Raw genomic sequence first — 25,273 nt, 5'->3', positions numbered from 1 at the left:
CAGCAGACTAAGAGTATGGCTGACGGACCACGCATCCTCATTGTTGACGACGAACCGAACATCCGTGACCTGCTCACGACCAGCCTGCGTTTCGCGGGCTTCGCCGTGCGTGCTGTGGGCAACGGCGCGCAGGCCATCTCGGCCGTGCTCGAGGAGGAACCCGACCTCATCATCCTCGATGTCATGTTGCCCGACATGAACGGGTTCGGCGTCACGAAGCGCCTGCGCTCGGCCGGGTACACGGCTCCCATCCTGTTCCTGACGGCCAAGGACGACACCGAGGACAAGATCACCGGCCTCACCGTCGGCGGCGACGACTACGTCACCAAGCCCTTCAGCCTCGACGAGATCGTGGCCCGGATCAGGGCAATCCTGCGCCGCACCATGCACGCGGACGAAGAGGCGGTCATCCGCTCGGGCGAGCTCACCATGGACCAGGACACGCACGAGGTGCTCGTGGGCGATGTGCCCGTCGAACTCTCGCCGACCGAGTTCAAACTGCTGCGCTACCTGATGCTGAACCCGAACCGGGTGCTCTCCAAGGCGCAGATCCTCGACCACGTGTGGGAGTACGACTTCAACGGCGATGCGGGCATCGTCGAGAGCTACATCTCCTACCTGCGGCGCAAGCTCGACCAGCACTCGACGGAGCCGCTGATCCAGACCAAGCGCGGATTCGGGTACATGCTGAAGGCCACGAAAGGCTGATACTCAGACAGCGTTCGTAGGCTGCTACAGCCATGCATGAGTCACTTTCCGAGCGGTGGAACCGCATCTCCCTGCGTACCAAGATCACCGGTGTGACGGTGCTCATGCTCACCGCCGGCCTGCTCGTCTCGGGCATCGGAACCATGGCCATGCTGCGCCAGTACGTCGAGCAACAGGTGGATGCCCGGCTGCAGACGGTGGCACAGGGCAACCTCTCGCGATTCTTCGGCGAGCAGGACGGATCGAGCATCACGAGCATCCGCACCGACGCCGCCGCGAGCGAGTACTACGTGGCCGTCTTCCGCCATGACGGCGACCTCATCGACCACAACTGGGAGAGCCGCGACCGGTCCGAGCTGCCGGTGCTCGCCAAGCCCCTCTCGCTGCAGAGCGCGTATGCCGCGCGCGGCACCATCGTGACCCTGTACGACACCGCCGGCACCGAGTTCCACGCCATGGTGGTTCCGGTGGCGATCGACGAGACCGAGATGGGCACCGCCCTCGTCGCCGTCTCGCTGCAGGAGACCGACAACATCATGGCGACCTACCTGTCGATCTTCCTCGGCTTCGGGGTCGGCGTCGTGATCCTCGGCGGCCTCATCACCCGCATGCTCGTGACCACGACCTTCGCGCCGCTGCGCGAGGTGGAACGGACGGCCGCAGCCATCGCCGACGGCGACTTCAGCCAGCGTCTCGGCGGAGCCACCCCCAACACCGAGGTCGGCCGGCTCAACCGCTCGCTGAACACGATGCTCAACCGCATCGACCGCGCCTTCAAGGACCGCGCCCGCACCATCGAGCAGATGCGCCGCTTCGTGGGCGATGCCAGTCACGAATTGCGCACCCCGCTCGTCTCCGTGCGCGGCTACGCCGAGCTCTACCGCATGGGCGCACTGCAGACGCCCGACGAGGTGGGCCAGGCCATGGAGCGCATCGAGAAGGAGGCCATTCGCATGAGCGGCCTCGTGGAGGATTTGCTCTCGCTCGCCCGCCTCGATGAGGCAAAGCCGCTGGCCCTCGCCCCCGTCGACCTCGTTCCGCTCGCGCGCGACGCGGCTCTGGACGCCATGGCCTCCCAGCCCGACCGCGCCATCACGGTGGTCGTTCCCGCCTCGGCCGATGAGCTCGTCAGTCCCCCGGCGGTGCCGCTCACGGCATCCTCGACGTCGGCGTCCGCCTCGGCGTCGAAGAAGCCGGCACGCACCTCGGCGGCCACCGTTCCCGCGACGCGTCCGATTGCGCTGGCCGGAGCGACGATCGCCCGCCTGCGAGGGCGGCGCTACCGTCACGTCGACTCGCAGGCCGTCGCCTCGGGCAACATCGTCGCGGCGGCGATCGGCTCCGTCGACCAGCCCCAGCCGGCGGTCGTGCTCGCCGAGGAGAACAAGATCCGCCAGGTGCTGACCAACCTGCTCGGCAACGCGCTGCGTTTCTCGCCCGACGGCTCGCCGATCGAGATCGGTGTCGTCATCGACCGCGCCACAGATCGCGCCATCCTCTCGGTGATCGATCATGGCGAGGGCATCCCGCCGCAGATCCGCGAGAAGATCTTCCAGCGGTTCTGGCGTGCCGATACCTCGCGCACGCGCGAGACCGGCGGAAGCGGACTCGGCCTCGCGATCGTCTCATCGATCGTGGCGGCTCACAACGGCACGGTCGACGTCGTCGAGACGCCCGGCGGCGGTGCGACGTTCCGGGTCTGGCTGCCGCTCGCGGGGTCCGTCGCCGCGCCCCAGCCGCTGGTGCCGCAGTCCTTCGCCGCACCCTCGGCGAGCCCGGAGGCCTGAGCACTCCCTCACAGCGCGGTCGGATGCCGCTGGTTTGGTCACCACCGCATCCCACCGCGTTCGGCGGCGCGGACTGCGCCTAGCGTGCAGGCATGACATCCTTCAACGTCGACAGCGACGCCGTGCTGAACGCCACCACCTCTGTGAACGGATCGATCGAGCGCATCCGTTCGGAGGTCGCCGGCCTCCTCGCGCAATTGACCAACCTGCAGGGCTCATGGGGCGGCGCTGCCGCCGTCGCCTTCCAGTCGGTGGTCACCGATTGGCGCGGCACCCAGCAGCGCGTGGAGGAGAGCCTGACGTCCATCGCCGCTGCGCTCGGCAATGCCGGGCGGCAGTATGCGGAGACGGAGCAGGCCAACCTGAGTCTGTTCGGCCGCTGATGCGTTGGCGCGATCGTCGCGAGGCGACCGATGGCGCGGGGTCGTGGATCGGGGTGCGCCCAGAATATGGCAGTGTCGTCGGAGCGGCCTTTCCTGGGGCGCCAGGACAGACAGGATTCCATGACCGGCGTCGAGACCGCCCGCACGATCGTCGCCGTCGTGCTCGCCATCGCCTTCGCCGCCATGAGCGTGCTGCACTTCGTGCCGAGCACGGCTCGGGGAATGGCCGCGATCATCCCACCGGCGATGAAGGGCACCGGGCTGCTCTCGGGCCGATCGCTCGTGCGCCTGACGGGACTCTGCGAGGCCGCAGGCGCCGTGGGACTCCTGGTGCCCGTGCTCCGGACGCCCGCGGCGATCGCGCTGTGCCTCTTCCTCGTCGCCGTCTTCCCCGCCAATGCCTACGCGGCGGCCCATCCCGAGCGCTTCGGCCGCATCGCGGTTCCGCTCATCCCCCGAGCCCTCGGGCAACTCGCGCTGATCGGGCTGCTGGTCTTCGTCGCGCTCTGATCGCGGCGGCGACGCCGAGCACCCGCGTGTCAGGGCAGACGCCGAGACAACGCAAAGGGCGCCTCCCCTGCGGGAGACGCCCTCTGTCGTGTTCAGCCGGTCGCTGAGCTCAACCGGTCGCTGAGCTCAACCGGGTCGCTGAGCCTGTCGAAGCGGACTTAGAAGTCCATGCCGCCGGTCGGGTCGCCGACCGGAGCGGCGTTCTTCTCGGGCTTGTCGGCGACGACGGCCTCGGTGGTGAGGAACAGGCCGGCGATCGACGCTGCGTTGAGCAGAGCCGAGCGGGTGACCTTCACCGGGTCGTTGATGCCGGCAGCGAGCATGTCGACGTACTCGCCGGTCGCGGCGTTGAGGCCGTGTCCGACGGGCAGGCCCTTCACGCGGTCGGCCACGACGCCCGGCTCGAGGCCGGCGTTGAGGGCGATCTGCTTGAGCGGAGCCTCGATGGCGACCTTGACGATGTTCGCACCGGTCGACTCGTCGCCCGTGAGCTGCAGCTTGTCGAAGGCGATCTTGCCGGCCTGGATCAGGGCGACGCCACCACCGGCGACGATGCCCTCCTCGACGGCGGCCTTCGCGTTGCGAACGGCGTCCTCGATGCGGTGCTTGCGCTCCTTGAGCTCGACCTCGGTCGCGGCGCCGGCCTTGATGACGGCAACGCCGCCGGCCAGCTTCGCGAGACGCTCCTGCAGCTTCTCGCGGTCGTAGTCGGAGTCGGTGTTCTCGATCTCCGCACGGATCTGCGCGACGCGGCCGGCGATGGCGTCGGGCTCGCCGGCGCCTTCGACGATCGTGGTCTCATCCTTGGTGATGACGACCTTGCGAGCCTGTCCGAGCAGGTCGATGGTGACGTTCTCGAGCTTGAGGCCGAGCTCCTCGCTGATGACCTGGCCACCGGTGAGGATGGCGATGTCCTGCAGCTGCGCCTTGCGGCGGTCGCCGAAGCCGGGGGCCTTGACGGCGACCGACTTGAAGATGCCACGCACCTTGTTGACGATGAGGGTGGCCAGGGCCTCGCCCTCGACGTCCTCGGCGATGATGAGCAGCTGCTTGCCGGTCTGGATGACCTTGTCGACGATGGGGAGCAGGTCCTTGATGTTCGAGACCTTGGAGTTCACGATGAGGATGTAGGGGTCTTCGAAGACCGCCTCCTGGCGCTCCTGGTCGGTCACGAAGTACGCCGACAGGTAGCCCTTGTCGAAGCGCATGCCCTCGGTGAGCTCGAGCTCGGTGCCGAAGGTGTTCGACTCCTCGACGGTGACGACGCCCTCCTTGCCCACCTTGTCGATGGCCTCGGCGATGATGGCGCCGATCTGCTCGTCGGCGGCGGAGATCGAAGCGGTGGCGGCGATCTCCTCCTTGGTCTCGATCTCCTTCGCGTTGGCGATGAGCTCGGCCTCGACGGCGGCGACGGCCTTCTCGATGCCCTTCTTCAGGCTGATCGGGTCTGCACCGGCTGCGACGTTGCGCAGGCCCTCGCGAACCAGCGCCTGGGCGAGCACGACCGAGGTCGTGGTGCCGTCACCGGCGACGTCGTCCGTCTTCTTGGCGACCTCCTTGACCAGCTCTGCGCCGATCTTCTCGTACGGGTCGTCGAGTTCGATCTCCTTGGCGATGGAGACGCCATCGTTCGTGATGGTGGGGGCGCCCCACTTCTTCTCGAGCACAACGTTGCGACCGCGCGGGCCAAGGGTCACCTTGACGGCGTCGGCGAGCGTGTTCAGACCGCGCTCAAGGCCACGACGGGCCTCCTCGTTGAAAGCAATGATCTTTGCCATGTGTGATTCTCGTCCCTTCCCGGACGTTTCAAAGATGCGTTTGTTAGCACTCGATTCAGACGAGTGCTAATCCGATTCTGGCACTCGGAGCATGCGAGTGCAAGCCGGTGCAGGGAGGCTCTCAGCCGAAGGCCACGCTTCCGCCGTCGGTCGGCACGAGTTCGATCCAGGTGTTGCCCGGCGCCAGCCGTACGGTCGTGCCGTTCTCGTCAGCAAGGCGGATGCCGGCGGCCTGGTCGGCCTTCGACCAGGTGCCGTGCAGGGTCTTGCCGCCCGTGGAGAACCACGCCTCTCCCCCGCCGACCATGACCGTCTTCGGCACTTCGCCGTAGCGCCAGTCGATGCCCACGCGCAGGGTGACGACGTTGACGGCGTGCAGCTGATCGCCGTTCGAGTCGACGTCGGGCGCGCCCTCCTGCGACCGGAGCCAGTAGTCGTGCTCGTCGTCCCAGGAGAAGCTCGGAAAGCGCTCGTCGGAGAAGACGGCGTTGATCGACGCGGTCGCCGCGCCGTCCTGCGCCGCGGTCGACGTGGCGGCATCCGTCGAGTACGCGAACTGCTGGGCAGGCGGGGCGAGGTCGGAGTGCCGGTCGACGGCATCCTTGGCGTGCAGGATGACGTCGTGCGGCGAATCGTGCACGTCGTCGCGGTAGAACAGGCCGGTGTCGTCGTAATCGAACACCACGTTCAGCACCGGGGTGGCCTGCATCATGGCCACGAACTGCTCCTGGCCGCCGGAGTACGCCACGATGCCGCCGAAGGGCGTGATGATGTCGGGGTCCATGGGCCGGATGGAGCGCACCGGGCCGATGAGGTCGGGGATGTCGGAGTGCCAGAGTGCGACGTAGCGGGTGAGTCCGCCTTCGACGAGCTCCTCGAAGACGATGTCGGTGCGCTCGAGGCCCACCTGCGGACGGGCTCCGACATGGTTGTCGATCTTGGCGGCGAGCGAGGGATGCGCGAGGCTTCCGGCGGGAACCGTGGTGCCGCGCAGGGGTGCCAGCTGGGTCGCCGCCGGTGGCGAATAGTCGGAGACGTACGCGGACCCGCTCGGAGGAGGTGTCGCGGTGACCGAGGGAGCCCCGCCCGTGCACCCGGCGAGGAGCACCCCGAGCGCTACGAGCATCCCCGCTGCGGCGAACCGTGGCATGCGACCTCCCGCCACAAACACCAACGCCGCCCGCGGTGTGCGGACGGCGTCAGCGATAGTCACTGATCAGGCGAGTCGTACCGACTCGGCCTGCGGACCCTTGTTCCCGGTACCGACCTCGAAGACCACCTGCTGGCCTTCTTCGAGAACCTTGTACCCTGCCATGTCGATGGCGGAGTAGTGGACGAAGACGTCCTGTCCCCCACCGTCGACCGTGATGAACCCGTAGCCCTTTTCAGCGTTGAACCACTTGACGGTTCCGTTCGCCATACGTTGCTCCCATTGCTGTGAAACTCGCAGCACCTGCCCAAATGCCTGTACCGGGCCTGTCGCAGTGAACTGCGCCCATCGTGCCGGGTGCTGCAGCCCCGACAGGAGCGTTATCACACGGCCAAATGATCGACCAATCCCAGATACTACTGAAGCTGTGTCGAACGACAAGAGCCCGAAGGCGGGTTTTTATCGCGGAATGGCAACGATTCGACACAAACGGACGCGTCCGTGCGTTTCCGGTGCGATTTCCGTCGTTCTGAGGCGGATCAGGCCGCCGGGGGCGAGTAGTCGGTTCCGATGACGACGACGAGCTGCGCGCCCGTCTGGGCGAAGTCCTGTGAGAGCGCGACGTCTGCGCCGGGCAGGGCGGCCGCTGCACCGCGGGCGGCGCCCTCGAGCCCCGCGTCGGCGTAGTAGACCCGGGTCTTGGCGATGTCGCTCGAGTCGGCGTTCGAGGTCGCGCCCACGTTCCAGCCCTGTCCGCGCAGGATGTCGGCGACGGTGCCGGCCAGCCCCTCGGTCGTGGTGCCGTTGAGCACGGTCACGCTCACGCTCGGATCCGTCGTCGGCGCTGCAGCAGGCGCCCCGGATGCCGTCGGCGTCGCCGAAGACGTGGTGAGGGGGGTCTCGATGTCGAGCCCGTTGTTGAGCCAGAGGATGCCGACGGCGCCGATGACGATGAGCACGACCGTGGCCAGCGCCGCCCACCCGAGGACCACCCAGCCGCGCCCGCGCCGCCGGGGCGCGCGGTGTGCTCCGACACGTTCGAGATCGTTGGGGAACTCATCGAAGCGGTCTTTGGGAGTGGAGGTGGCCATACTCGTCCGGTCTGGTCGGGCTCAGAGCGAGCGCCGCGAGCGCGCCGCTGCACGTGCGTCGCGCATCCGCTGCAGTCGCTTGATGAGCATCGGATCGTGGGCGAGCGCGATCGGAGAATCGATCAGCGCGCCCAGCAACTGATAGTACCGGGCCGCCGACAGGCCGAACTCCGTGCGGATCGCCTGCTCCTTCGCCCCGGCATGGGCCCACCAGGTGCGTTCGAATTCCAGAATGGCCTCGTCTCGCGCGCTCAGTCCCATGCCCCTCCCTCGTCGCCTCATCCTAGGCAGCGGCCCGCGAGGAACATCGAAGGCCGCTCGGCGGTTCGGTACGAGAGGGGCCGCCGATGCGGCCCGTAGGATTCATACGGAGGAGATGTCATGGACTACGAGGTTTCGAAGAGCGACGACCAGTGGCGCCAGGAGCTCGGCAGCGACAGGTTCGCCGTGCTGCGCGAGGCCGCGACCGAGCGTCCCTGGACGGGCGAGCTGCTGGACGAGGAGCGAGCGGGCATCTACACCTGCGGCGCCTGCGGAGCGGAGCTGTTCAAGAGCGGCACCAAGTTCGACTCCGGATGCGGCTGGCCGAGCTTCTACGAGTCGGTACGCCCCGAGGCCGTGCAGCTCATCGAGGACGACTCGCTCGGCATGGTGCGCACGGAGGTGCGCTGCGCGAACTGCGGCTCCCACCTCGGGCACGTGTTCCCCGACGGCTTCGGAACGCCCACCGGCGACCGCTACTGCATGAACTCGATCGCGCTGAACTTCACGCCGGAGAGCTGAGCGCGCGCTCGCTGCGGGCCCCATCCCCCGAACACGCAGTAGTTGCGGGTCCGGTTCCACCGAACACGCAGTAACTGCGGGTGTCAGGCCGCCCGCACCCTCCATTTCTGCGGGCTCGGTTGGGGGGCACCCACCAATCCTGCGGACTCGACTAGCCGTTCGCGCTTCTACGGAGCCCATCCCGCCCGCATCCCGACAGCAGGATGTGCGCGAGCCACCACCTCTCCTCGACGAGAACGCAGTAATTGCGGGTGTCACGCTGCCAGCACCCACCGTTTCTGCGGGATGGACGCGAGCCAACCACCGTTTCTGCGGGCTCGACTCGGCGGACCCACCACTTCTGCGGAGTCGACTCGGCTCGCGCCGAGAACGCAGTAATTGCGGGTCTCACCTCCCCCGGACCCACCATTTCTGCGGGATCGGCGCCGGGGCACCCACCGTTTTTGCGGGATGGTTGTTGGGCGGTCGCGCGCGCCGACGTCGACGCAGCCCGGGACGGGGTGCCTGCAGACGCAAACGGCCCGGTTTCTCGTAAGGAACCGGGCCGTTCTGCGTGGTCTGCACGGGCGTCGCCCGCAGGGCCGGCTGCGGGACTCGAACCCGCAACCTACGCTTTACAAGAGCGTTGCGCTACCAATTGCGCCAAGCCGGCGAAGGCCGAAGCCTCGGTCTGCAATCCTAGCCCGAGTGATCAGCCCGCCGGTGTCGGCGTGGGGGTGGGGGTCGACGTCGAGTACGTCTCGCCCGCGGCCTGCAGCACGAACGAGCTGAACTCCTTGGGGTCGGTCAGCGAGCCGGAGTACGACTTGCCGTTGACGATGACGGTCGGGGTTCCCTTGAACTCCTTCACATCGGAGTTCGGCAGCGGTTCGTTCACCGCCCGGTCGGTCGCGGCATTCACCCAGGCGTTGAAGTCCTTGCCCTTCACACACGACTCGATCTTGCTCATCGAGCCGACTCCGGCATCCTTGATGACCTTGATCATCTCTTGGTCGGACGGGCCGGCCGTGTTCTCCTGCGGCTGGTTGGCGTACATCGCCGTGTTGAAGGCCCAGAAGTCGTTGGGCGAGTAGTTCGCCACACACGCCGCCGCGTTCGCTGCGCGTAACGAGTACTTCGTGCCGAGCGAACGGCCCTCGAGCAGGTTGATCGGGTGGATCTCGACCGTCGCGGCTCCGTCGTTCAGCCACTGCTCCATCTGAGCCGAGTTCGTGCTCTCGAACTGGTTGCAGTAGGGGCACAGGTAGTCGACGTACATACGGATGTTGGCGACGTTGCCCGTCTCATCCGGTACAGAGGGCGTGGGGGTGCTTCCCGCCGCGATCGCCGGCGTCTGCACGGCCTTCAGGCCCTCGCCGATGAGGATGCCGTCGCTGGCCATGTTCTTCGGCCCCGGCCCGGCCGGCTTCACCGACTGCACGATGACGAGCACGACGATGGCCACGATCGCCAGCACCACGACGGCGATGCCGGACTGCAACAGCACCCTGTTGCGCCGCTCCTTCTTCTTCTGTTCCTCACGCAGCTGGCGGGCCTTCTCACGGGCCGCTTCGCGCCGTTGGTTCTTGCTGGGACGGGGTTCATTCCCGTGGGTCATCGATCCTCGCTCGCACGTAAGGGATAGCGCCTCGTGCACGTGCAGGTGCACGAGCAAACGCAGTCAAGATAGTAGGCCGGGTGTCTGTGAAATGACCAAACGCTGCCTGGACGGCGTTTCTACGCATGATCCGTGCGCGCTGCGCGGGCCGTACCTGAGGATTCGTCGATGCGCTGTCGGCATGCAATACTGACACTCGGTCACCGTCGATCGATGGCGACCACCACATCCATTCACTACGGATCGTCCGGCACGTACCTGCCGGTGAAGGAGAACACAATGGCATCCGTCACTTTCGATAAGGCAACGCGCCTTTACCCGGGCGGCACCCGCCCCGCTGTCGATCAGCTGGACCTGCAGGTCGCTGACGGCGAATTCCTCGTTCTGGTCGGCCCCTCCGGATGTGGCAAGTCCACGTCGCTGCGGATGCTCGCCGGACTCGAAGAGGTCAACGAGGGCAACATCTTCATCGGCGACCGCAACGTCACCGACGTTCCCCCGAAGGACCGTGACATCGCCATGGTCTTCCAGAACTACGCGCTGTACCCGCACATGACCGTCGCCGAGAACATGGGCTTCGCGCTCAAGATCGCCGGCGTCGGCAAGGACGAGCGTGCGGCCCGCGTTCTGGAGGCGGCCAAGCTGCTCGACCTCGAGCCCTACCTCAGCCGCAAGCCGAAGGCCCTCTCGGGTGGCCAGCGTCAGCGCGTCGCCATGGGCCGCGCCATCGTGCGTCAGCCCCAGGTGTTCCTCATGGATGAGCCGCTGTCGAACCTCGACGCGAAGCTGCGCGTGCAGACCCGCACCCAGATCGCGTCGCTGCAGCGTCGTCTCGGCGTCACCACGGTCTACGTGACCCACGACCAGACCGAGGCGCTCACCATGGGCGACCGCATCGCCGTGCTCAAGGACGGCGTGCTGCAGCAGGTGGGCACCCCGCGCGACCTGTACGAGCAGCCGAACAACGTGTTCGTCGCCGGCTTCATCGGCAGCCCCGCCATGAACCTGTTCACGGCGGACTACACCGAGGACGGCGTCAAGTTCGGCAGTGCCCTGGTTCCGGTCGCCCGTGACGCCATCGCATCCGCGACCGGCAACACCGTGACCGTGGGCGTTCGCCCCGAGGACATCACCGTCTCGACGACCCCGGGCACCGGCCTCGAGGTCGACGTCGACCTCGTCGAGGAACTCGGCGCCGACGGCTACCTCTACGGCCACTCGACGATCGAGGGCAAGCGCACCGACCTGGTGGCGCGTGTCGACGGTCGCATCCACCCGAACGCGGGCGAGAAGGTCTGGCTGTCTCCGCTGCCCGGCCACACGCACGTGTTCGACGCCGAGAGCGGCGCTCGCCTCATCAACACCCCGATCGCCCACTAGGCGTTCAGGAACGGCGACCGGCCGGTCGGAGCGCATGCTCCGGCCGGCCGGTTCTCTTTCACCCAGCGGTAGCATCGGAAGATCATGCCTGGACTGACCATCACCTCCGCCACCGCCGACCCGGCCCTGCTCGACCTGCCGTGGGACGTGCCGCTCGAGGACTGGTCCAGCGAGCACATCGCCGCCCTCCCCAAGGGCATCTCGCGCCACCTCGTGCGCTTCGCCCACCTCTCGGGGCATGTCATCGCCGTCAAGGAGACGACCGAGGTCATGGCGAAGGGCGAGTACGAGATGCTGCGCACCCTGCAGCGCCTCGAGGTTCCGTGCGTGGATCCCGTGGCCGTCGTCATGAACCGGACGGATGGGGAGGGCGACCCCCTGCCTCCCGCACTCGTGACCCGGCACCTGAAGTTCTCGCTGCCCTACCGGGCGCTGTTCTCGCAGACCCTGCGCCCCGACACCGCGACCCGGCTCGTGGACGCACTCGCGGTGCTGCTCGTGCGCCTGCACGTCATCGGGTTCTTCTGGGGCGACGTCTCGCTCTCGAACACGCTCTTCCGGCGCGACGCCGGCGCCTTCGCCGCCTACCTCGTCGACGCCGAGACCGGCCAGCTCTACTCCGGGGGGCTCTCGAACGGCCAGCGCGAGAACGACCTCGAGATCGCGCGCGTCAACATCGCCGGGGAACTGCTCGACCTCGAGGCCGGCGGTCGGGTCGCCGACGAACTGGACCCCGTGCGCATCTCGGACGGCATCGTCGACGCCTACCGCAACCTTTGGAAGGAGCTGACGGGCTCGGAGTCCTTCGCCTCGTCCGAGCGCTGGCGCATCAACGAGCGCGTCGACCGGCTCAACAAGCTGGGTTTCGACATCGAGGAGCTCGCGATCAAGACCACCGACGCGGGTTCGACCGTGCGCATCCAGCCGAAGGTCGTCGACGCCGGTCACCATCAGCGCCGACTGCTGCGGCTGACCGGCCTGGACGCCGAGGAGAACCAGGCCCGTCGTCTGCTGAACGACCTGGACTCGTATCGCGCCAGCTACAAGAAGGACGACTTCGACGAGGAGATGGTGGCCCACGAGTGGCTGGCCCGGGTGTTCGAGCCCGTCGTGCGTGCCATCCCGGCCGACCTGCGGGGCAAGCTCGAGCCGGCCGAGGTGTTCCACCAACTGCTCGAGCACCGGTGGTTCCTCGCCCAGGGGGCCGGCCACGACATCCCGCTGGCCGAGGCCATGACCTCGTACATCAACAACGTGCTGCGCCATCGGCGCGACGAGGCGACCATGATCGACCCGCCGACCGGGGCCTTCACCGCCGCGATCAGCGTCGTCGACGCTGACGCGCTGGCCGATCCGGCTGCCGACGCCGACACCGACGAGGACTGGCGCCTCAAGGTCTGAGCCCACACCCTCGCCGACTTGCCACTTCTTGCGGGTTCCGGGCGCCCGGAACCCGCAAAAGGTGGCAAGTCGAGCAGGATCTCAGACGGCGGCGGCGCGCAGCTTCGAGATCTCGTACAGGGTGACGGATGCGGCGATGCCCGCGTTCAGCGACTCGGTGTTCGAGGAGATCGGGATCGACACCACCGCGTCGCACGTGTCGGTGACCAGGCGCGAGAGGCCCTTGCCCTCGCTGCCCACGACGACCACGACGGGACGGTCGGCGAGCGCGAGGCCGGGAAGCGAGACGTCTCCGCCGCCATCCAGGCCGAGCACGAAGACGCCGGCCTCCTTGAGCGCCTTGAGCGTCTGGGTGAGGTTCGCGGCCATGGCGACGGGCGTGCGGGCCGCCGCTCCGGCCGAGGTCTTCCACGCCGAGGCGGTCAGGCCGACCGAGCGTCGCTGCGGGATGATGACGCCGTGGCCGCCGAAGGCCGCCGTCGAGCGGATGATCGCGCCGAGGTTGCGCGGGTCGGTGATGCCGTCGAGAGCGACGAACAGCGGCGTCTCGCCACGGCCGATGACCTCTTCCAGCAGGTCGATGGGGTGCGCGTAGTCGTACGGCGGCACCTTGATCGCGACGCCCTGGTGCACGGCGTCCCGGCCGGCGAGACGGTCGAGCTCGGGGCGCATCACCTCGAGGATGGGGATGTCGCGGTGGTTGGCGATCGAGAGGATCTCCTTCATCCGCTCGTCCATCTCCACCCGGGCGGCGACGTAGAGGGCCGTGGCGGGGATGCGCGCGCGCAGCGCCTCGACGACACTGTTGCGGCCGGTCACGATCTCGGCCTCCTCGCCCTTGGGCTTGCTCCGGCCCTGGGGGCGCGAGTCGCCGCCGCTGTTGCCGCCACTTGCTCCGGGACGGCGACCACGCGAACCGCCTGCAGCGATGTAGCGCTCCTGCGCCGCCTTGCGCTTGCCGGCGGGGTGGTAGGGACGGTCCTCGGCCTTGGGGGTGGGCTTCTTGCCCTCGAGCGCCTGCCTCCCCTGGCCTCCCGAGCCGACCTGCTTGCCCTTGCTCGCCTTACGCACCGCGCCCGAGCGCGCCTTGCCGCTGTTCGACTTCATGTTTCAAGACTCCAATGCGCACCCGTCGGGGTGTCTTCGATGCTGACGCCCGCCGCCGTGAGTTCCTCACGGATGCGATCGGCCTCCGCCCAGTTCTTCTGCTGGCGCGCGAGGGTGCGGCTGGAAAGCAGCCGACCGACGAGCATATCAAGCGCCCGCTGTGCGGGTCCTGCATCCTCGGATCGCCACTCGGGCGCGAGCGGGTTGATGCCGAGCACGCTCGTCATGGCGAGCACGGTGCCGCGGATGGATGCCGCTGCCGCCAGGTCTTCGCCGTCCAGGGCCGCGTTGCCTGCACGCACGGCGTCGTGCAGCACCGCCAGCGCCTGCGGAACACCGAGGTCGTCGTCCATGGCCGCCGCGAACGCGTCGGGGATCACCTCGACGCCCTGCCCGGCGAACCGGGTGTCAGCCAGGCGCCGCTGCGTGCGGCGGAGGAACCCGTCGATGCGGTCAACGGCGGCCTGCGCCTCCTCGAGGCCGGACGGGCTGTAGTCCAGCGTCGACCGGTAGTGGGCGGCACCGAGCAGGTACCGGATGGCGAGGGGGCTCGCCGCGGCGAGCAGTTCGGAGGCGTACACCGAGTTGCCGAGCGACTTCGACATCTTCTGGCCGCCGATGCGCACGAGGCCGTTGTGCACCCAGTAGTTGGCGAAGGCACGCCCCGCCGCGGTGGACTGGGCGAGCTCGTTCTCGTGGTGCGGGAAGCGCAGGTCGAGGCCGCCTCCGTGGATGTCGAAGTTGGCTCCGAGGTAGCGCTCCGACATGGCGGAGCATTCGATATGCCACCCGGGGCGGCCCGGACCCCACGGAGAACGCCACGCTGCCGACTCGGGCTCGTCGTCCTTGCGGCCCTTCCAGAGCGCGAAGTCGCGCGGGTCGCGCTTGCCACGGGGGTCGGCATCCGTCGCCGCCTCCATGTTGTCGCGACTCTGTCGGGTGAGCTCGCCGTAGGCGGACCAGCTGCCGGTGTCGAAGTAGACGTCGCCAGATCCGTCGTCGGCGGGGTAGGCGTGACCGCGCTCGATGAGCTCGCCGATCAGGTGCTGCATCTCGGTGACGGATGCCGTCGCCCGCGGTTCGTAGGTCGGCGCGAGGATGCCGAGGCGCTGGTATCCGGCGGTGAACTCGAGCTCGATGCGGTAGGCGAGCGCCCACCACGGCTCGGCATCCCCGGCCACGCCAGCCAGGATCTTGTCGTCGATGTCGGTGACGTTGCGCACGAAGGTGACGTCGAACCCGCGATAGCTGAGCCAGCGGCGGAGCAGGTCGTACGCGAGGGCACTCCGGAGGTGGCCGATGTGGGGGCTGGACTGCACGGTGGGACCGCAGACGTACAAACCGACCTGTCCCTCGGTGATCGGGACGAAGTCACGCAGCGCCTGGGCCTTGGAGTCGTAGAGTCGCACGACCCCAGCGTACCGGCGGCCTGAACTGTGGATGCGGCGGATTCCGCGGGCGCGGTGGGCGCGGAAGCGCGGCGAGTCTGCGGACGTCGCGAGCGACACGCGTTGTCGCATGCGCCGCGGCATGTCGGGCGCGTGGTCCGCCGACTCGCTGAGTCGGACGGGGGCAGAGAGTCAGACGGGCGGAGGGAGCGGGGGCAGGAGCGATGCCTCCGACGCCGGCACCAGGAAGGCCGTTGCGATCGCTGCGATGCCCTCTCCTCGCCCGGTGAAGCCCAGCCCATCCGTCGTCGTGGCCGAGACGCTCACGGGCGCACCGACGGCCTCGCTCAGCACCCGCTCGGCCTCTGCGCGGCGCCGGCCGATCTTCGGACGGTTGCCGATCACCTGCACGGATGCGTTGCGCACCGCGAAGCCGGCTTCGGCCGCGCGCGCGACGCACTCGCGCAGGAACACGTCGCCATGTGCTCCGGCCAGCCCCGGATCGGAGGTGCCGAACACGAGCCCCAGATCGCCGAGGCCGGCTGCCGCGAGAATCGCATCGCAGAGGGCATGGCTGGCGACGTCGCCATCGCTGTGGCCCGAGAGGCCGACCTGCTCCGGCCAGTGCAGCCCTGCGACCCACAGCGGCACCGAGGGGTCGTCGCTGAACGCGTGCGCGTCCATGCCCGTACCGACACGGCTCGTGCTCTGCTGCACGTCCCAGTCTGGTCCCAGCAGCAACTCGGCGCGGTTCAGGTCCCACGGCGTGGTGATCTTGAAGGCGCGCTCATCGCCGGGCACGACACGCACCGGGTGGCCGATGGCGGCGACGAGGCCCGCGTCATCCGTCGCCTCGTGACCGGCCTGCGCATAGGCCCGCTCGAGCACGTCGCGCGGGAAGCCCTGCGGCGTCTGCACAGCCGAGAGCTGGGAGCGATCGACGGTCTCCACCACGGTGCCGTCGGCGACGCGCTTGACGGTGTCGGCGACCGGCAGGCCAGGGATGACGCCGTCGCCGGATGCGCGCACCTCTGCCACGACGCGATCGAATTGCGCGCTCGGCGTGAGTGCGCGAGCGGCGTCGTGCACGAGCACCGTGGTCACGGAGGGAGCGAGCACGGCGAGCCCGCGCTCGACGGACTCCTGACGGGTGGACCCGCCGGTCACGACGTCGATGGCCCCCTCGGACCGGCCCGCCACGAGTTCGAGCAGCTGCCGGGTCTCGTAGACCTTCGCCTCTGGCGCCACCACGATCACCTGCGCGGGCTCGGCCATGCCGAACACGCGGGTGAGAGTGTGGGCGAGCATCGGCCAGCCCGCCAGGTGCACGTAGGCCTTCGGCTGCCCGGCGCCCAGCCGGGTGCCACTGCCGGCCGCGACGACGATGACGGCGACATCCGGCTGCTGATCCATGGCATCAGGCTACCCAAACGCCGACGAGGGCGATGCCGCAACGGCATCGCCCTCGTCTGACGGACGCGCTAGGAGGCCAGGACCTCGTCGAGCACGGTGGAGGCCTTCTCCTCGTCGGTCTTCTCGGCGAGCGCGAGCTCGGAGATGAGGATCTGGCGTGCCTTGGCGAGCATTCGCTTCTCGCCGGCCGACAGGCCACGGTCCTGGTCACGACGCCAGAGGTCGCGCACGACCTCCGAGACCTTGATGACGTCACCGGAGGCGAGCTTCTCGAGGTTCGCCTTGTAGCGACGCGACCAGTTGGTCGGCTCCTCGGTGAACGGCGCCCGGAGAACCTCGAACACGCGGTCGAGGCCTTCCTTGCCGATCACGTCGCGAACGCCGACCAGGTCGACGTTGTCAGCGGGGACCTCGATGGTCAGATCACCCTGGGTGACGTTCAGCTTGAGGTAGACCTTCTCTTCGCCCTTGATGATCCTGGTCTTGACTTCGGTGATGGTTGCCGCACCATGGTGCGGGTAAACGACGGTTTCGCCGACCTCGAAAAGCATGAATAGTTATCCCTTCAGCAACATCCATAATACCACGGCGGCATGGTGGTAAGGTTCGCGTCCGCGCAGGGCCCGGACCGCCGCCCTGAGGGGATGCAGTAGGCTCGGACAGGATTCCATGTGAGCTCTGGAGGGCACTGTGAGAGGGCGTATCGCGTCATCCGTCGTCGTGGCGGCAGCAATTCTCGTCGGTACGGCCGGCTGCAACCTGGTTGCCCCGCAGACCACGACGGAGCACTACTTCGCGAGCGACGGCGTGAGCACGAGTGCAGGCGCACTCGACGTGCGCAACGCCGTGATCATCGCCCCCGACGGCACCGAGGGAAACCTCGTGATGACCGTGGTGAACCCGACGGAGAAGCAGTCCGTACTGCGCATCCAGTACGAGGCCTCCGACGGCACGAAGACCGACGACGCGGTGCTCGCACCGGCCAGTTCGACGACCTCCATCGGCGGCGAGGGCGACCAGACGGTCACGCTCACCGACATCGACGCCAAGCCAGGCTCGCTGTTCCCGGTCTTCTTCACCGCTGGCGACAGCGAGGGCAAGCAGGTGCTCGTTCCCGTTCTGAACGCCGGCCTGCCGGAGTACTCCACACTGGCCCCTTCGAGCTCTTCGGCGAACTAGCCGGAGCGCGGGCGCGGCGGGGCCGCTCTCACTCCTCGAAGCGATACCCGAGTCCGCGCACCGTCACGAGCATGCGCGGTTCCGACGGCGTCTTCTCGATGCGCGAGCGGATGCGCTTGATGTGCACGTCGAGGGTCTTCGTGTCGCCGAAGTAGTCGCTCCCCCACACCCGGTCGATGAGTTGGCCGCGCGTGAGCACCCGCCCTGCATTCCGCAGCAGGAACTCGAGCAGCTCGAATTCCTTCAGCGGCATGGGCGTCTCCACTCCTTCGACCGACACCGTGTGCCGTTCGATGTCCATGCGCACGGTTCCCGCCTCGAGCAGGTTCTCATCGTCCTTGTCGAACTCCTGTTGGCGTCGCATCACCGCACGGATGCGCGCAAGCAATTCCCGCGTGGAGTACGGCTTCGTGACGTAGTCGTCGGCGCCGAGCTCGAGCCCCACGACGATGTCGACCTCGGAGTCCTTGGCCGTCAGCATGATGATGGGAACACTCGAACGCGACCGGATCTCACGGCAGACCTCGGTGCCCGACAGCCCGGGAAGCATGAGGTCGAGCAGGATGAGGTCGGCGCCGTCACGATCGAAGGTCGAGATCGCCGAGGGACCGTCGCCGACCACCGTGATCTGGTAGCCCTCGCGCTCGAGCAGGAAGGCGAGCGGCTCGCTGATGGCGGTCTCGTCTTCCACGAGCAGGATGTGGGTCAACGGGTCTCCTTGTCGAGAACGAGGGCGCTCTGGGGCGCCTCGGGCAGTCGGATGGTGAACGTGGATCCTCGGCCGGCCTGCGACCACACCCGCACGTCGCCGCCGTGGTTCGCCACGGCGTGCTTGACGATGGCGAGGCCGAGCCCCGTGCCGCCGGTGTTGCGTGCCCGGGCGTCATCCACCCGGAAGAAGCGCTCGAACACGCGGTCGAGGTCCTCCTCGGGGATGCCGACGCCCTGATCGGTCACGGCGATCTCGACGGCTCCGTCGTCGACCTTCACGCCGACGCCCACGCGCGTGCCGGGAAGGGAGTAGTTGATCGCGTTCGAGATGAGGTTGTGCACGGCCATGACGAGCAGCGCCTCGTCGCCCCACACCACGGCGTGGCTCTTGTTGCGCACGGCCAGGCTGATGTCGCGGGCCTCCGCCACGATGCGGTTCTGGTCGATGGCGGCCGCGACGACGTCGTCGATCGACACGGCGTGGGCGTCGGCGAGGGCGTCCTTCGCCTGCAGGCGCGAAAGCTCGATCACGTCCTGGGTGATGCGGGCCAGCCGCTCCGACTCCTCCGCGAGGCGGTGGGAGAAGCGCCGTACCTGCTCGGGTTCATCGGCGGCCATGTCGATGGCCTCGGCGAGCAGCCCCACCGAGGCGATGGGCGTCTTCAGCTCGTGGGAGATGTTCGCGATGAAGTCACGCCGCACCTCCTCGAGTCGTCGCTCGTCGGTGCGGTCATCGCCCAGCACGAGTACGTACCGGCTGCCGAGGCGGCTCGTGCTCACATCGAGCAGGATGCTGGCGTCGCCGAAGCGGCCGCGGCTCAGCGCCAGTTCCTGGTTGACGGGCTCTCCCGTTCGGCGCACCCGGTCGACGATGGCGACGAGTTCCTCGTGCACGAGCATGCCGTTACGCACGAGGCCGAGGGACTGCGCTCCGGGTGAGGCCTTGAGCACATTGTTCGAGGCATCCATGACCACCGCGGCGGATTGCAGCGCCTCGAGCACCTGGTCGATGCCGTCGGGAACCTTCGGATCGCTGACCTCGGCGGCGTGCCGGCCGCGGCGCGCTGCGAGCTGCAGCAGGGCGACGAAACCCGCTCCGACCACGAGGCCCAGCGCCAGGCAGATCAGCACCAAACCGGTGGAATCCATGGCATCAGAGTAATGTCTGCTCAAGAGCCGACCGGACACAGGGCCCCGCCCGCGGGCCACTTCAGCCAATGTTCAGGACAGCGGCACCGGTCGTTAACCTTCCGTAGGCACCATTGCCGGGGCTACGGACACCGTGGAGCACGCGCGCGCGTGCCCGCCGGAGCGACCCAGAGAAGATCGGAATCCCCCAGTGCGCGAAGTTTTCCAGCTCGAGATGCGCGAGGTCCAGGACGGACTCGTCGAGATCGCCGAACTCGTTGCCATCTCGATCGAGAAGGCCACTCGCGCCTTCAACGAATCCGATGTCGCGCTGGCCGAGGAGTGCATCGGCGAGGACAGCCGCATCGACGAGCGCGCCGTCGCCCTGGACGAGCTCGCCATCACCATCCTCGCCCGGCAGAACCCTGTGGCACGCGACCTGCGCATCGTCGTGAGCGCCCTGCGCATCAGCGCGTCGCTCGAGCGGATGGGCGACATGGCCACGCACATCGCCCAGCTCGCCCGTTACCGGTTCCCCGACAAGGTCGTGCCCAAGTCGCTGCGTCCGACCTTCGCCGAGATGGGCCGCCTCGACGTGCAGATCGCCCACAAGCTGGTCGAACTGCTGCGCACGCAGGAGGTGCAATCCGCGGAGGACATCCGCAACGAGGACGACAAGATCGACGCCCTGCACCTCAGCGTGTTCGACAAGGTGCTCGGCGAGACCTGGAAAGGCCAGGCGGTCGACACCGTCGATGCGACCCTCGCCAGCCGATACCACGAGCGCTTCGCCGACCACGCCGTCTCAATCGCCAAGAAGGTGCTCTACCTCGCGACCGGCGACTGGGTGCCCGAGAGCAAGATCTAGCGCTTCACGACGAAAGCCGGCCCCACGGGGCCGGCTTTCTCGCGTAGTGGGACTACTTCTTGCCCTGCGCCGCCACGGCGGCCGCACCGGCCGCCGCCGCCTCCGGGTCGAGGTAGCGGGCTGGTTCGATGGGCATGAAGTCCTCGCCGAGGGTGTAGACGAGCGGGATTCCCGTGGGGATGTTGAGCTCCGCGATGTCGGCGTCGCTGATGCCGTCGAGGTGCTTCACGAGCGCCCGCAGCGAGTTGCCGTGCGCCGTGACGAGCACCGTGCGGCCCTCCGCCAGGTCGGGGATGATGTCACTCTGCCAGTAGGGCAGCATCCGCTCGATCACGTCTTTGAGGCACTCGGTGCGGGGCAGCTCGGAATCGCTGAGGTTCGCGTAGCGGGGATCCCCGACCTGGGAGTACTCGGCGTCATCGGCCAGGGCGGGCGGCGGAACGTCGAAGGAGCGGCGCCAGAGCATGAACTGCTCCTGGCCGTACTTGGCGAGGGTATCGGCCTTGTCCAGGCCCTGTAGTGCACCGTAGTGGCGCTCGTTGAGCCGCCAGGAGCGACGCACGTCGATCCACAGGCGATCGGCCACGTCGAGGGCGATGTCTGCGGTCTGGATGGCGCGGCTGAGCACCGAGGTGTGCAGCACGTCGGGCAGCAGGCCCCCATCGGCGAGCAGCTCGCCGGCGCGAGCGGCCTCGCGTTCGCCCTGCTCGGAGAGCCGCACGTCGACCCAGCCGGTGAACAGGTTCTTCTGGTTCCAGTCGCTGTTGCCGTGGCGCAGCAGGATGAGCGTATAGGGCGAAGTCATGCCTCCAACTTACCGTCGGCGGCGGCCCCGCTCATCCCGACGGGAGCATGGCCCTGGCGTCGTCGGCGTCGAGCCCTGTGGCACTCAGGGCGTCGACGATGTACGGGCGCACGGCCTGAACGAGGTTGCGGTCGGCGAAGGCACCGCTCGGCAGCATGGCCACGGGGTCGAGGTGCACCGCGATGGCCGAGAGGGATGCCCGGGCCACCGGCTGCTGTGCCACGTCGGCGAGTGAGGCCTGCACGAGCCCCATCGTCGTTCCCACCCGTTCGAACAGGTCGGCGATGGCCGGCCGGGGCGCGCCGTCGCGGGCGACGTAGACCGTCCGGCGTGCGAGCACTCGAAGGCTGCGGGTGCACAGGTCGATGGCCGCGAGCATGCCGGCCTGGCGTTCCAGGTCGAACCGGCTGCGGCGCAGGAAGGGCGAGATGCGTGCGATCGCACGCCCCGACTCGACCGCGCTCGACCATTCGGCGGCGAGCGCATCCAGCGACCGGGCCCGGGTGAGCGCTTCGGCCGCGTCGTCGGCCGATCCGGAGCGCAGTGCCGTGGCGAGGTCGCCGAAGACGGCCTCGTGCTCCGCGAGCAGCCTGCGCCCTGCCCGGGTGGCAGCGCGGCGGGGATCACGCGGGATCAGCGCCGTGGCCAGCAGCGCGAACACGCCGCCGACCACCGCGTCTATCGTGCGCGTGAAGGGGCCGCCGAGCGGGGGCGGGGTGAGCATCACGAGCGAGCACTGCACGGCCGCGGCGACCGCGAACGCGCCGGTCTCCGAGAGGAACCGGGCCACGAGCAGGGTGAGCGCGAGTGCGATGCCGTACTGCAGCAGGCCGCCGCCGAACGCGAGCAGCAGTGCCTCGGCGAGCGCGATCCCGAGCGTCATGCCGAGAACGGTCTCGAGCACGCGCACCGGTCGCGCATCCCGCACGAACCCGAGCGCCGAGATCACCATGATCGCCGCGATGAGCGGCGAGGGATGCCCGAGCACGTAGTGCGCGAAGGCCCAGCTCGCCAGTGCCGTGATCGTGATCTGCAGGATGGCCGGCCACGAGTCGCGCACCCGGTTCCACGACGTGCGGACGTCGAAGCGGGCGGGGGCGCCCGACGCCGACATCAGCGGCGGATGCCGAGCCGCGGCATCCGCGGGATGCCGGCTGCCGCACCGGCTTTGGGCGGAACGATCACCTGCTGGGCGGCGGCGATCACCTCGCCGGTCTCGGCGGTGCGCACGCGCAGCGGAGCCTGCACAGGTACACCCCGACGGATGACCGCGAGGGCGATGGGGCCGAGTTCATGATGGATGGCGCTCGAGGTGATCTCGCCGCACGCCTGCCAGCCGGCCTCGCTCTCGGGGCGCGTGCGCTCGGCGAGCACCTCGTCACCGCGCGCCGGGAGCACCGTGTCGCTGCCGTCGAGGTGCAGCATGACGAGGCGACGTGGCGGGTGGCCGAGGTTGTGCACCTTGGCGACGGTCTCCTGCCCGCGGTAACACCCCTTGTCGAGGTGCACGGCCGTGCGCAGCCAGTCGAGTTCGTGCGGGATGCTCTTCTCATCGACCTCGGCGGCTCGGCGCGGCCGCCAGGCCGCGATGCGCAGGGCCTCGAGCGCGAGCGTGCCCGCGGCCTGCAGTGAACCGGAACCCACCCGGTCGGCGAGCGCGGGAAGCTCCGCGCGGTCGACGAGCACGAGGCTCCAGTTCCACTCGGCGGAGGGGTGATCGACCGGCTCGGCGTACTGCCAGCCGCCGACGGCGCCCGCGGCCCAGGGGTCGCGCCACACCAGTTCGACACCGTTCGGCGCCGCAGGAGTGATGCCGAGCGCCGCGGCATCCGTGTTCAGGATGCCGAGGGTCGCGTAGTCCTGCGTGCGATCCGCCAGCTCGACCCGCAGCATGAACCGCATGCGGTCCAGCCAGGCCTGCAGGGGCGCGAGCTCGGCCGCCTCCACGAGCATCCACGTGCTCACGCCGTCATCGAGCAGGCGCACGTCGTGCTCGATGCGGCCCTGCGGGTCGAGGAAGAGCGTCTCGGCGCTGCCTCCCGCGTCGAGTCGATCGAGCTTCTGGCTCGCGAGCGAGTTCAGCCAGCTCAGCCGGTCGGGCCCTGTGACGGTGAGCACGCCCTGGGTCGAGAGGTCGACGAGAGCCGTTCCCGCCTCGAGGTGGCGCTGCTCGATCAGAGGATTGCCGTAGTGGGCGGCGAGCCCGGCGTCGATGCCCTCTGCGGCGACGGCACCGGGAACGCCGAGCAGCGGTGAGGCGCTCATCACTCCGCCTTCGCGAGTCGGGCGGAGGCGTGGGTGCGCAGATCCTGGCCGAGGGCGGCGATGTCCCAGGCCCACAGCAAGTGGTTCTCGACGAGACCGTAGAGACGCGTGGCGGCCGAATAGGCCTTGGCGCCCTGCGTGCGCATCACCGCATCCGTGGCCATGTCGATGCGCGGGCCCTTGACCTGGCCGAGGTAGAGCTCGGTCACGCCGCCGGGGTGCACGAGGTTGACCTCGATGTCGAAGCCGCCGTCGCTGTTGCGCAAGGTCTCCACGGCCTGGGGGTTCGTGAACGCCCGGGCACCGATGCCGGGCAGCATGCCCGGGCCGGGATCGGCGTCGCCGAGGGCACGGCTGAGGCGCCAGTAGCCCATCTCGGTGACGAGGGGCCGCGGCTCACCGCCGTCCTCTGTCGGGAACAGCCAGGTGTAGGAGTTGTAGTTCAGGTGCGGCAACCCATCGTGGCTGAAGCTGATGCGCTGTCCGAACTCGTGCGAGACGCGCTCTTCGCCGATGGTGTAGTCGATGACGCCTGACCCCTCCCAGACGCCGATGAGCCACGAGAGGGGAACGAGCTCAGCGGGCAGGTCGAGGGGCAGCTCGATCATGACGGGTTACCGCTGCCCCCGGAAGAGCTTGTAGACGACGACACCCGAGGTCCAGGCGATCGCGAGGCTCGCGAGGCCGAGGAGACCGAGATAGAAGAGTTCGAGAGCGGCCATGTGTCGAGTCTAGAACGTGTTGAGCAGCGCGATGACGATGCTGACGAGCGCCGTGGCGATCACCGCGCCCACGATGCTGAGTGTGACGCGGCGTACGAACCCCTCCCGCCGGCGAACGGCGAGCTGCACGCAGAAGGCGACGATGGTGCATGCGGCCAGCGAGAGGCACAGCCAGCCGTAGACCGCATCGGGGGCGGCGAGGGTTCCGGCCAGCACGGAACCGACGAGGGCCAGGAGCCAGATCGGCGTGACGCTGGCGTAGGTCTTGCCCGTGCTGAGCGGGACTTCCAAGTCGGTCATGTACCTATTGTGACGTGCGCCGAAACCGGGCGGGCGATGTGGTTGAGCGCGAGCACGGTAATATGGCTGCACGAATCCAGCCTGGAGGACGCGCGTGGCGCAATTGTTGATCCTGACGGCGGCAGGTGGCAATGACGTTCTCCCCGCTCTGGCCCTGCTCAGCCACCGCGTGCGCCAAATTCCGGCGGACCCCCAGCAGCTGATCACCGCTCCCGACTCGGATGCGGTCATCGTGGATGCACGCACCAACCTCGCCTCGGCGAAGGCCCTCTGCCAGATCCTGCGCACGACCGGCATCTCGGTGCCGCTCCTGCTCGTGCTCACCGAGGGCGGCATGAGCGGCGTCAGCCCCGAGTGGGGCGTCGACGACATCCTGCTCGAGACGGCCGGGCCGGCCGAGGTGGAGGCACGACTGCGCCTGGCCATCGGCCGCGCGACGCCCGAAGCCTCCAGCCGCATCCAGACCTCCGGCGTCATCATCGACGAGGCCAGTTACTCGGCCAAGGTGCGGGGCAAGCCACTGGACCTCACGTTCAAGGAGTTCGAGCTGCTGCGCTTCCTGGCAACGCATCCCTCCCGCGTCTTCACGCGGGAGCAGTTGCTCAGCGAGGTGTGGGGGTACGACTACTTCGGCGGCACGCGTACTGTCGACGTGCACGTGCGGCGCCTGCGCGCCAAGCTCGGCGACCTCGAGTCACTCATCGGAACGGTGCGGAACGTGGGCTACCGCTTCAACGTGCACGAGGAAGACGAGGAGCCGGCGGGGGCCGCCCGCTGACACGCCCCCTCCTCCGCGGCTGAACCATTTGGTCGCCGCTG

Annotated in this window: 27 protein-coding genes and 1 tRNA gene; 10 read left to right on the top strand and 18 right to left on the bottom strand. The window is 68.4% G+C overall.

Features of this window, described 5'->3' with window-relative positions; all coding sequences use genetic code 11:
- The first annotated feature begins 15 nt into the window (after positions 1 to 15).
- From WDJ51_RS03635 to WDJ51_RS03620, 4 genes are all read left to right on the top strand, one after another.
- Positions 16 to 708 (top strand): response regulator transcription factor, encoded by a 693-nt coding sequence (locus WDJ51_RS03635; protein ID WP_337851070.1) that lies wholly within the window; start codon positions 16 to 18, stop codon positions 706 to 708.
- 32 nt (positions 709 to 740) lie between these two features.
- Positions 741 to 2,495 (top strand): sensor histidine kinase, encoded by a 1,755-nt coding sequence (locus WDJ51_RS03630; RefSeq protein WP_337851069.1) that lies wholly within the window; start codon positions 741 to 743, stop codon positions 2,493 to 2,495.
- A gap of 92 nt (positions 2,496 to 2,587) precedes the next feature.
- Positions 2,588 to 2,878: a WXG100 family type VII secretion target gene (locus WDJ51_RS03625; RefSeq protein WP_337851068.1), complete on the top strand. Its 291-nt coding sequence runs from the start codon at positions 2,588 to 2,590 to the stop codon at positions 2,876 to 2,878.
- A gap of 120 nt (positions 2,879 to 2,998) precedes the next feature.
- Positions 2,999 to 3,388 (top strand): DoxX family protein, encoded by a 390-nt coding sequence (locus tag WDJ51_RS03620; protein ID WP_337851067.1) that lies wholly within the window; start codon positions 2,999 to 3,001, stop codon positions 3,386 to 3,388.
- 158 nt (positions 3,389 to 3,546) lie between these two features.
- On the opposite strand, the gene groL is transcribed toward WDJ51_RS03620, so the two are convergent.
- From groL to WDJ51_RS03595, 5 genes are all read right to left on the bottom strand, one after another.
- Positions 3,547 to 5,166, bottom strand: coding sequence for a chaperonin GroEL (groL, locus tag WDJ51_RS03615; protein ID WP_337851066.1), 1,620 nt, complete (start codon positions 5,164 to 5,166; stop codon positions 3,547 to 3,549).
- A gap of 121 nt (positions 5,167 to 5,287) precedes the next feature.
- The gene (locus WDJ51_RS03610) at positions 5,288 to 6,316 is read right to left on the bottom strand and encodes a DUF3048 domain-containing protein (RefSeq protein WP_337851065.1); all 1,029 of its coding nucleotides are present in this window, start codon (positions 6,314 to 6,316) and stop codon (positions 5,288 to 5,290) included.
- A 66-nt stretch (positions 6,317 to 6,382) separates the two neighbouring features.
- Positions 6,383 to 6,586 carry a cold-shock protein gene (locus WDJ51_RS03605; RefSeq protein WP_055820931.1) on the bottom strand — a complete coding sequence of 68 codons (204 nt, stop codon included), beginning with the start codon at positions 6,584 to 6,586 and terminating at the stop codon, positions 6,383 to 6,385.
- A gap of 269 nt (positions 6,587 to 6,855) precedes the next feature.
- Positions 6,856 to 7,407: a LytR C-terminal domain-containing protein gene (locus WDJ51_RS03600; RefSeq protein ID WP_337851064.1), complete on the bottom strand. Its 552-nt coding sequence runs from the start codon at positions 7,405 to 7,407 to the stop codon at positions 6,856 to 6,858.
- 21 nt (positions 7,408 to 7,428) lie between these two features.
- Positions 7,429 to 7,689, bottom strand: coding sequence for a DUF3263 domain-containing protein (locus WDJ51_RS03595; RefSeq protein WP_337851063.1), 261 nt, complete (start codon positions 7,687 to 7,689; stop codon positions 7,429 to 7,431).
- A 99-nt stretch (positions 7,690 to 7,788) separates the two neighbouring features.
- Here WDJ51_RS03595 and msrB point away from each other — a divergent pair, with 99 nt between their 5' ends.
- The gene (gene msrB, locus WDJ51_RS03590; RefSeq protein WP_337851062.1) at positions 7,789 to 8,190 is read left to right on the top strand and encodes a peptide-methionine (R)-S-oxide reductase MsrB; all 402 of its coding nucleotides are present in this window, start codon (positions 7,789 to 7,791) and stop codon (positions 8,188 to 8,190) included.
- 579 nt (positions 8,191 to 8,769) lie between these two features.
- Here msrB and WDJ51_RS03585 read toward each other — a convergent pair.
- Together WDJ51_RS03585 and WDJ51_RS03580 are read right to left on the bottom strand one after the other, a co-directional pair.
- Positions 8,770 to 8,842 (bottom strand) — tRNA-Thr (locus tag WDJ51_RS03585).
- Between the two features lie 39 nt (positions 8,843 to 8,881).
- Complete coding sequence (locus WDJ51_RS03580; RefSeq protein ID WP_337851061.1) at positions 8,882 to 9,787, bottom strand: DsbA family protein; 906 nt, start codon at positions 9,785 to 9,787, stop codon at positions 8,882 to 8,884.
- A 279-nt stretch (positions 9,788 to 10,066) separates the two neighbouring features.
- Here WDJ51_RS03580 and WDJ51_RS03575 point away from each other — a divergent pair, with 279 nt between their 5' ends.
- Together WDJ51_RS03575 and WDJ51_RS03570 are read left to right on the top strand one after the other, a co-directional pair.
- Positions 10,067 to 11,167 (top strand): ABC transporter ATP-binding protein, encoded by a 1,101-nt coding sequence (locus WDJ51_RS03575; RefSeq protein WP_337851088.1) that lies wholly within the window; start codon positions 10,067 to 10,069, stop codon positions 11,165 to 11,167.
- Between the two features lie 84 nt (positions 11,168 to 11,251).
- Positions 11,252 to 12,568: a DUF4032 domain-containing protein gene (locus WDJ51_RS03570; RefSeq protein WP_337851060.1), complete on the top strand. Its 1,317-nt coding sequence runs from the start codon at positions 11,252 to 11,254 to the stop codon at positions 12,566 to 12,568.
- Positions 12,569 to 12,649: 81 nt separating this feature from the next.
- Here the strand turns inward: WDJ51_RS03570 and rlmB are convergent, their stop codons facing one another.
- The 4 genes from rlmB to WDJ51_RS03550 all read right to left on the bottom strand — a co-directional run bounded on the left by rlmB (position 12,650) and on the right by WDJ51_RS03550 (position 17,027).
- Positions 12,650 to 13,675: a 23S rRNA (guanosine(2251)-2'-O)-methyltransferase RlmB gene (rlmB, locus tag WDJ51_RS03565; protein ID WP_337851059.1), complete on the bottom strand. Its 1,026-nt coding sequence runs from the start codon at positions 13,673 to 13,675 to the stop codon at positions 12,650 to 12,652.
- Positions 13,672 to 15,084: a cysteine--tRNA ligase gene (gene cysS / locus WDJ51_RS03560; RefSeq protein WP_337851058.1), complete on the bottom strand. Its 1,413-nt coding sequence runs from the start codon at positions 15,082 to 15,084 to the stop codon at positions 13,672 to 13,674. The genes rlmB and cysS overlap by 4 nt, the downstream gene beginning before the upstream one ends.
- 171 nt (positions 15,085 to 15,255) lie before the next feature.
- The gene (gene ispD, locus WDJ51_RS03555) at positions 15,256 to 16,476 is read right to left on the bottom strand and encodes a 2-C-methyl-D-erythritol 4-phosphate cytidylyltransferase (RefSeq protein WP_337851057.1); all 1,221 of its coding nucleotides are present in this window, start codon (positions 16,474 to 16,476) and stop codon (positions 15,256 to 15,258) included.
- A gap of 68 nt (positions 16,477 to 16,544) precedes the next feature.
- Positions 16,545 to 17,027, bottom strand: a complete 483-nt coding sequence (locus tag WDJ51_RS03550; protein WP_337851056.1) for a CarD family transcriptional regulator — start codon at positions 17,025 to 17,027, stop codon at positions 16,545 to 16,547.
- A 139-nt stretch (positions 17,028 to 17,166) separates the two neighbouring features.
- Here WDJ51_RS03550 and WDJ51_RS03545 point away from each other — a divergent pair, with 139 nt between their 5' ends.
- Complete coding sequence (locus WDJ51_RS03545; protein ID WP_337851055.1) at positions 17,167 to 17,655, top strand: hypothetical protein; 489 nt, start codon at positions 17,167 to 17,169, stop codon at positions 17,653 to 17,655.
- Positions 17,656 to 17,683: 28 nt separating this feature from the next.
- Here the strand turns inward: WDJ51_RS03545 and WDJ51_RS03540 are convergent, their stop codons facing one another.
- On the bottom strand, positions 17,684 to 18,364 hold the full coding sequence (locus WDJ51_RS03540) for a response regulator transcription factor (protein WP_337851054.1): 681 nt from the start codon (positions 18,362 to 18,364) through the stop codon (positions 17,684 to 17,686).
- Positions 18,361 to 19,515 carry a sensor histidine kinase gene (locus WDJ51_RS03535; RefSeq protein WP_337851053.1) on the bottom strand — a complete coding sequence of 385 codons (1,155 nt, stop codon included), beginning with the start codon at positions 19,513 to 19,515 and terminating at the stop codon, positions 18,361 to 18,363. The genes WDJ51_RS03540 and WDJ51_RS03535 overlap by 4 nt, the downstream gene beginning before the upstream one ends.
- Before the next feature lie 190 nt (positions 19,516 to 19,705).
- On the opposite strand from WDJ51_RS03535, the gene phoU reads away from it, so the two are divergent.
- Positions 19,706 to 20,362, top strand: coding sequence for a phosphate signaling complex protein PhoU (phoU, locus tag WDJ51_RS03530; protein WP_337851052.1), 657 nt, complete (start codon positions 19,706 to 19,708; stop codon positions 20,360 to 20,362).
- Positions 20,363 to 20,414: 52 nt separating this feature from the next.
- On the opposite strand, the gene WDJ51_RS03525 is transcribed toward phoU, so the two are convergent.
- From WDJ51_RS03525 to WDJ51_RS03505, 5 genes are all read right to left on the bottom strand, one after another.
- Positions 20,415 to 21,167 carry a phosphoglyceromutase gene (locus WDJ51_RS03525; protein ID WP_337851051.1) on the bottom strand — a complete coding sequence of 251 codons (753 nt, stop codon included), beginning with the start codon at positions 21,165 to 21,167 and terminating at the stop codon, positions 20,415 to 20,417.
- A gap of 31 nt (positions 21,168 to 21,198) precedes the next feature.
- Positions 21,199 to 22,281: an FUSC family protein gene (locus WDJ51_RS03520; RefSeq protein WP_337851050.1), complete on the bottom strand. Its 1,083-nt coding sequence runs from the start codon at positions 22,279 to 22,281 to the stop codon at positions 21,199 to 21,201.
- Entirely contained in the window at positions 22,281 to 23,432 is a 1,152-nt protein-coding gene (gene ygfZ, locus WDJ51_RS03515) for a CAF17-like 4Fe-4S cluster assembly/insertion protein YgfZ (protein WP_337851049.1), read from the bottom strand. Before ygfZ ends, WDJ51_RS03520 begins: the two co-directional genes overlap by 1 nt.
- Positions 23,432 to 24,040, bottom strand: a complete 609-nt coding sequence (locus tag WDJ51_RS03510; protein WP_337851048.1) for an FABP family protein — start codon at positions 24,038 to 24,040, stop codon at positions 23,432 to 23,434. Before WDJ51_RS03510 ends, ygfZ begins: the two co-directional genes overlap by 1 nt.
- Before the next feature lie 123 nt (positions 24,041 to 24,163).
- Positions 24,164 to 24,454: a hypothetical protein gene (locus tag WDJ51_RS03505; RefSeq protein ID WP_337851047.1), complete on the bottom strand. Its 291-nt coding sequence runs from the start codon at positions 24,452 to 24,454 to the stop codon at positions 24,164 to 24,166.
- Positions 24,455 to 24,548: 94 nt separating this feature from the next.
- Between WDJ51_RS03505 and WDJ51_RS03500 the strand changes: the two genes are divergently transcribed.
- Positions 24,549 to 25,232, top strand: coding sequence for a winged helix-turn-helix transcriptional regulator (locus WDJ51_RS03500; RefSeq protein WP_337851046.1), 684 nt, complete (start codon positions 24,549 to 24,551; stop codon positions 25,230 to 25,232).
- Positions 25,233 to 25,273: the final 41 nt, after the last annotated feature.

It is taken from the genome of Rathayibacter sp. YIM 133350 (assembly GCF_037404875.1).
Classification (GTDB): Bacteria; Actinomycetota; Actinomycetes; order Actinomycetales; family Microbacteriaceae; genus Orlajensenia.
This window is presented reverse-complemented; position numbering and strand designations above follow the sequence as displayed.

Coding starts and splice junctions, on each gene's coding strand:
- groL (WP_337851066.1), bottom strand. CDS start 5,166: ATGGCAAAGATCATTGCTTTCAACGAGGAGGCCCGTCGTGGCCTTGAG.
- WDJ51_RS03525 (WP_337851051.1), bottom strand. CDS start 21,167: ATGACTTCGCCCTATACGCTCATCCTGCTGCGCCACGGCAACAGCGAC.
- rlmB (WP_337851059.1), bottom strand. CDS start 13,675: ATGAAGTCGAACAGCGGCAAGGCGCGCTCGGGCGCGGTGCGTAAGGCG.
- WDJ51_RS03620 (WP_337851067.1), top strand. CDS start 2,999: ATGACCGGCGTCGAGACCGCCCGCACGATCGTCGCCGTCGTGCTCGCC.
- WDJ51_RS03610 (WP_337851065.1), bottom strand. CDS start 6,316: ATGCCACGGTTCGCCGCAGCGGGGATGCTCGTAGCGCTCGGGGTGCTC.
- WDJ51_RS03510 (WP_337851048.1), bottom strand. CDS start 24,040: ATGATCGAGCTGCCCCTCGACCTGCCCGCTGAGCTCGTTCCCCTCTCG.
- ispD (WP_337851057.1), bottom strand. CDS start 16,476: ATGGATCAGCAGCCGGATGTCGCCGTCATCGTCGTCGCGGCCGGCAGT.
- WDJ51_RS03575 (WP_337851088.1), top strand. CDS start 10,067: ATGGCATCCGTCACTTTCGATAAGGCAACGCGCCTTTACCCGGGCGGC.
- WDJ51_RS03580 (WP_337851061.1), bottom strand. CDS start 9,787: ATGACCCACGGGAATGAACCCCGTCCCAGCAAGAACCAACGGCGCGAA.
- WDJ51_RS03600 (WP_337851064.1), bottom strand. CDS start 7,407: ATGGCCACCTCCACTCCCAAAGACCGCTTCGATGAGTTCCCCAACGAT.
- ygfZ (WP_337851049.1), bottom strand. CDS start 23,432: ATGAGCGCCTCACCGCTGCTCGGCGTTCCCGGTGCCGTCGCCGCAGAG.
- msrB (WP_337851062.1), top strand. CDS start 7,789: ATGGACTACGAGGTTTCGAAGAGCGACGACCAGTGGCGCCAGGAGCTC.
- WDJ51_RS03605 (WP_055820931.1), bottom strand. CDS start 6,586: ATGGCGAACGGAACCGTCAAGTGGTTCAACGCTGAAAAGGGCTACGGG.
- WDJ51_RS03635 (WP_337851070.1), top strand. CDS start 16: ATGGCTGACGGACCACGCATCCTCATTGTTGACGACGAACCGAACATC.
- WDJ51_RS03535 (WP_337851053.1), bottom strand. CDS start 19,515: ATGGATTCCACCGGTTTGGTGCTGATCTGCCTGGCGCTGGGCCTCGTG.
- WDJ51_RS03570 (WP_337851060.1), top strand. CDS start 11,252: ATGCCTGGACTGACCATCACCTCCGCCACCGCCGACCCGGCCCTGCTC.
- WDJ51_RS03520 (WP_337851050.1), bottom strand. CDS start 22,281: ATGTCGGCGTCGGGCGCCCCCGCCCGCTTCGACGTCCGCACGTCGTGG.
- WDJ51_RS03625 (WP_337851068.1), top strand. CDS start 2,588: ATGACATCCTTCAACGTCGACAGCGACGCCGTGCTGAACGCCACCACC.
- WDJ51_RS03630 (WP_337851069.1), top strand. CDS start 741: ATGCATGAGTCACTTTCCGAGCGGTGGAACCGCATCTCCCTGCGTACC.
- WDJ51_RS03505 (WP_337851047.1), bottom strand. CDS start 24,454: ATGACCGACTTGGAAGTCCCGCTCAGCACGGGCAAGACCTACGCCAGC.
- WDJ51_RS03595 (WP_337851063.1), bottom strand. CDS start 7,689: ATGAGGCGACGAGGGAGGGGCATGGGACTGAGCGCGCGAGACGAGGCC.
- WDJ51_RS03550 (WP_337851056.1), bottom strand. CDS start 17,027: ATGCTTTTCGAGGTCGGCGAAACCGTCGTTTACCCGCACCATGGTGCG.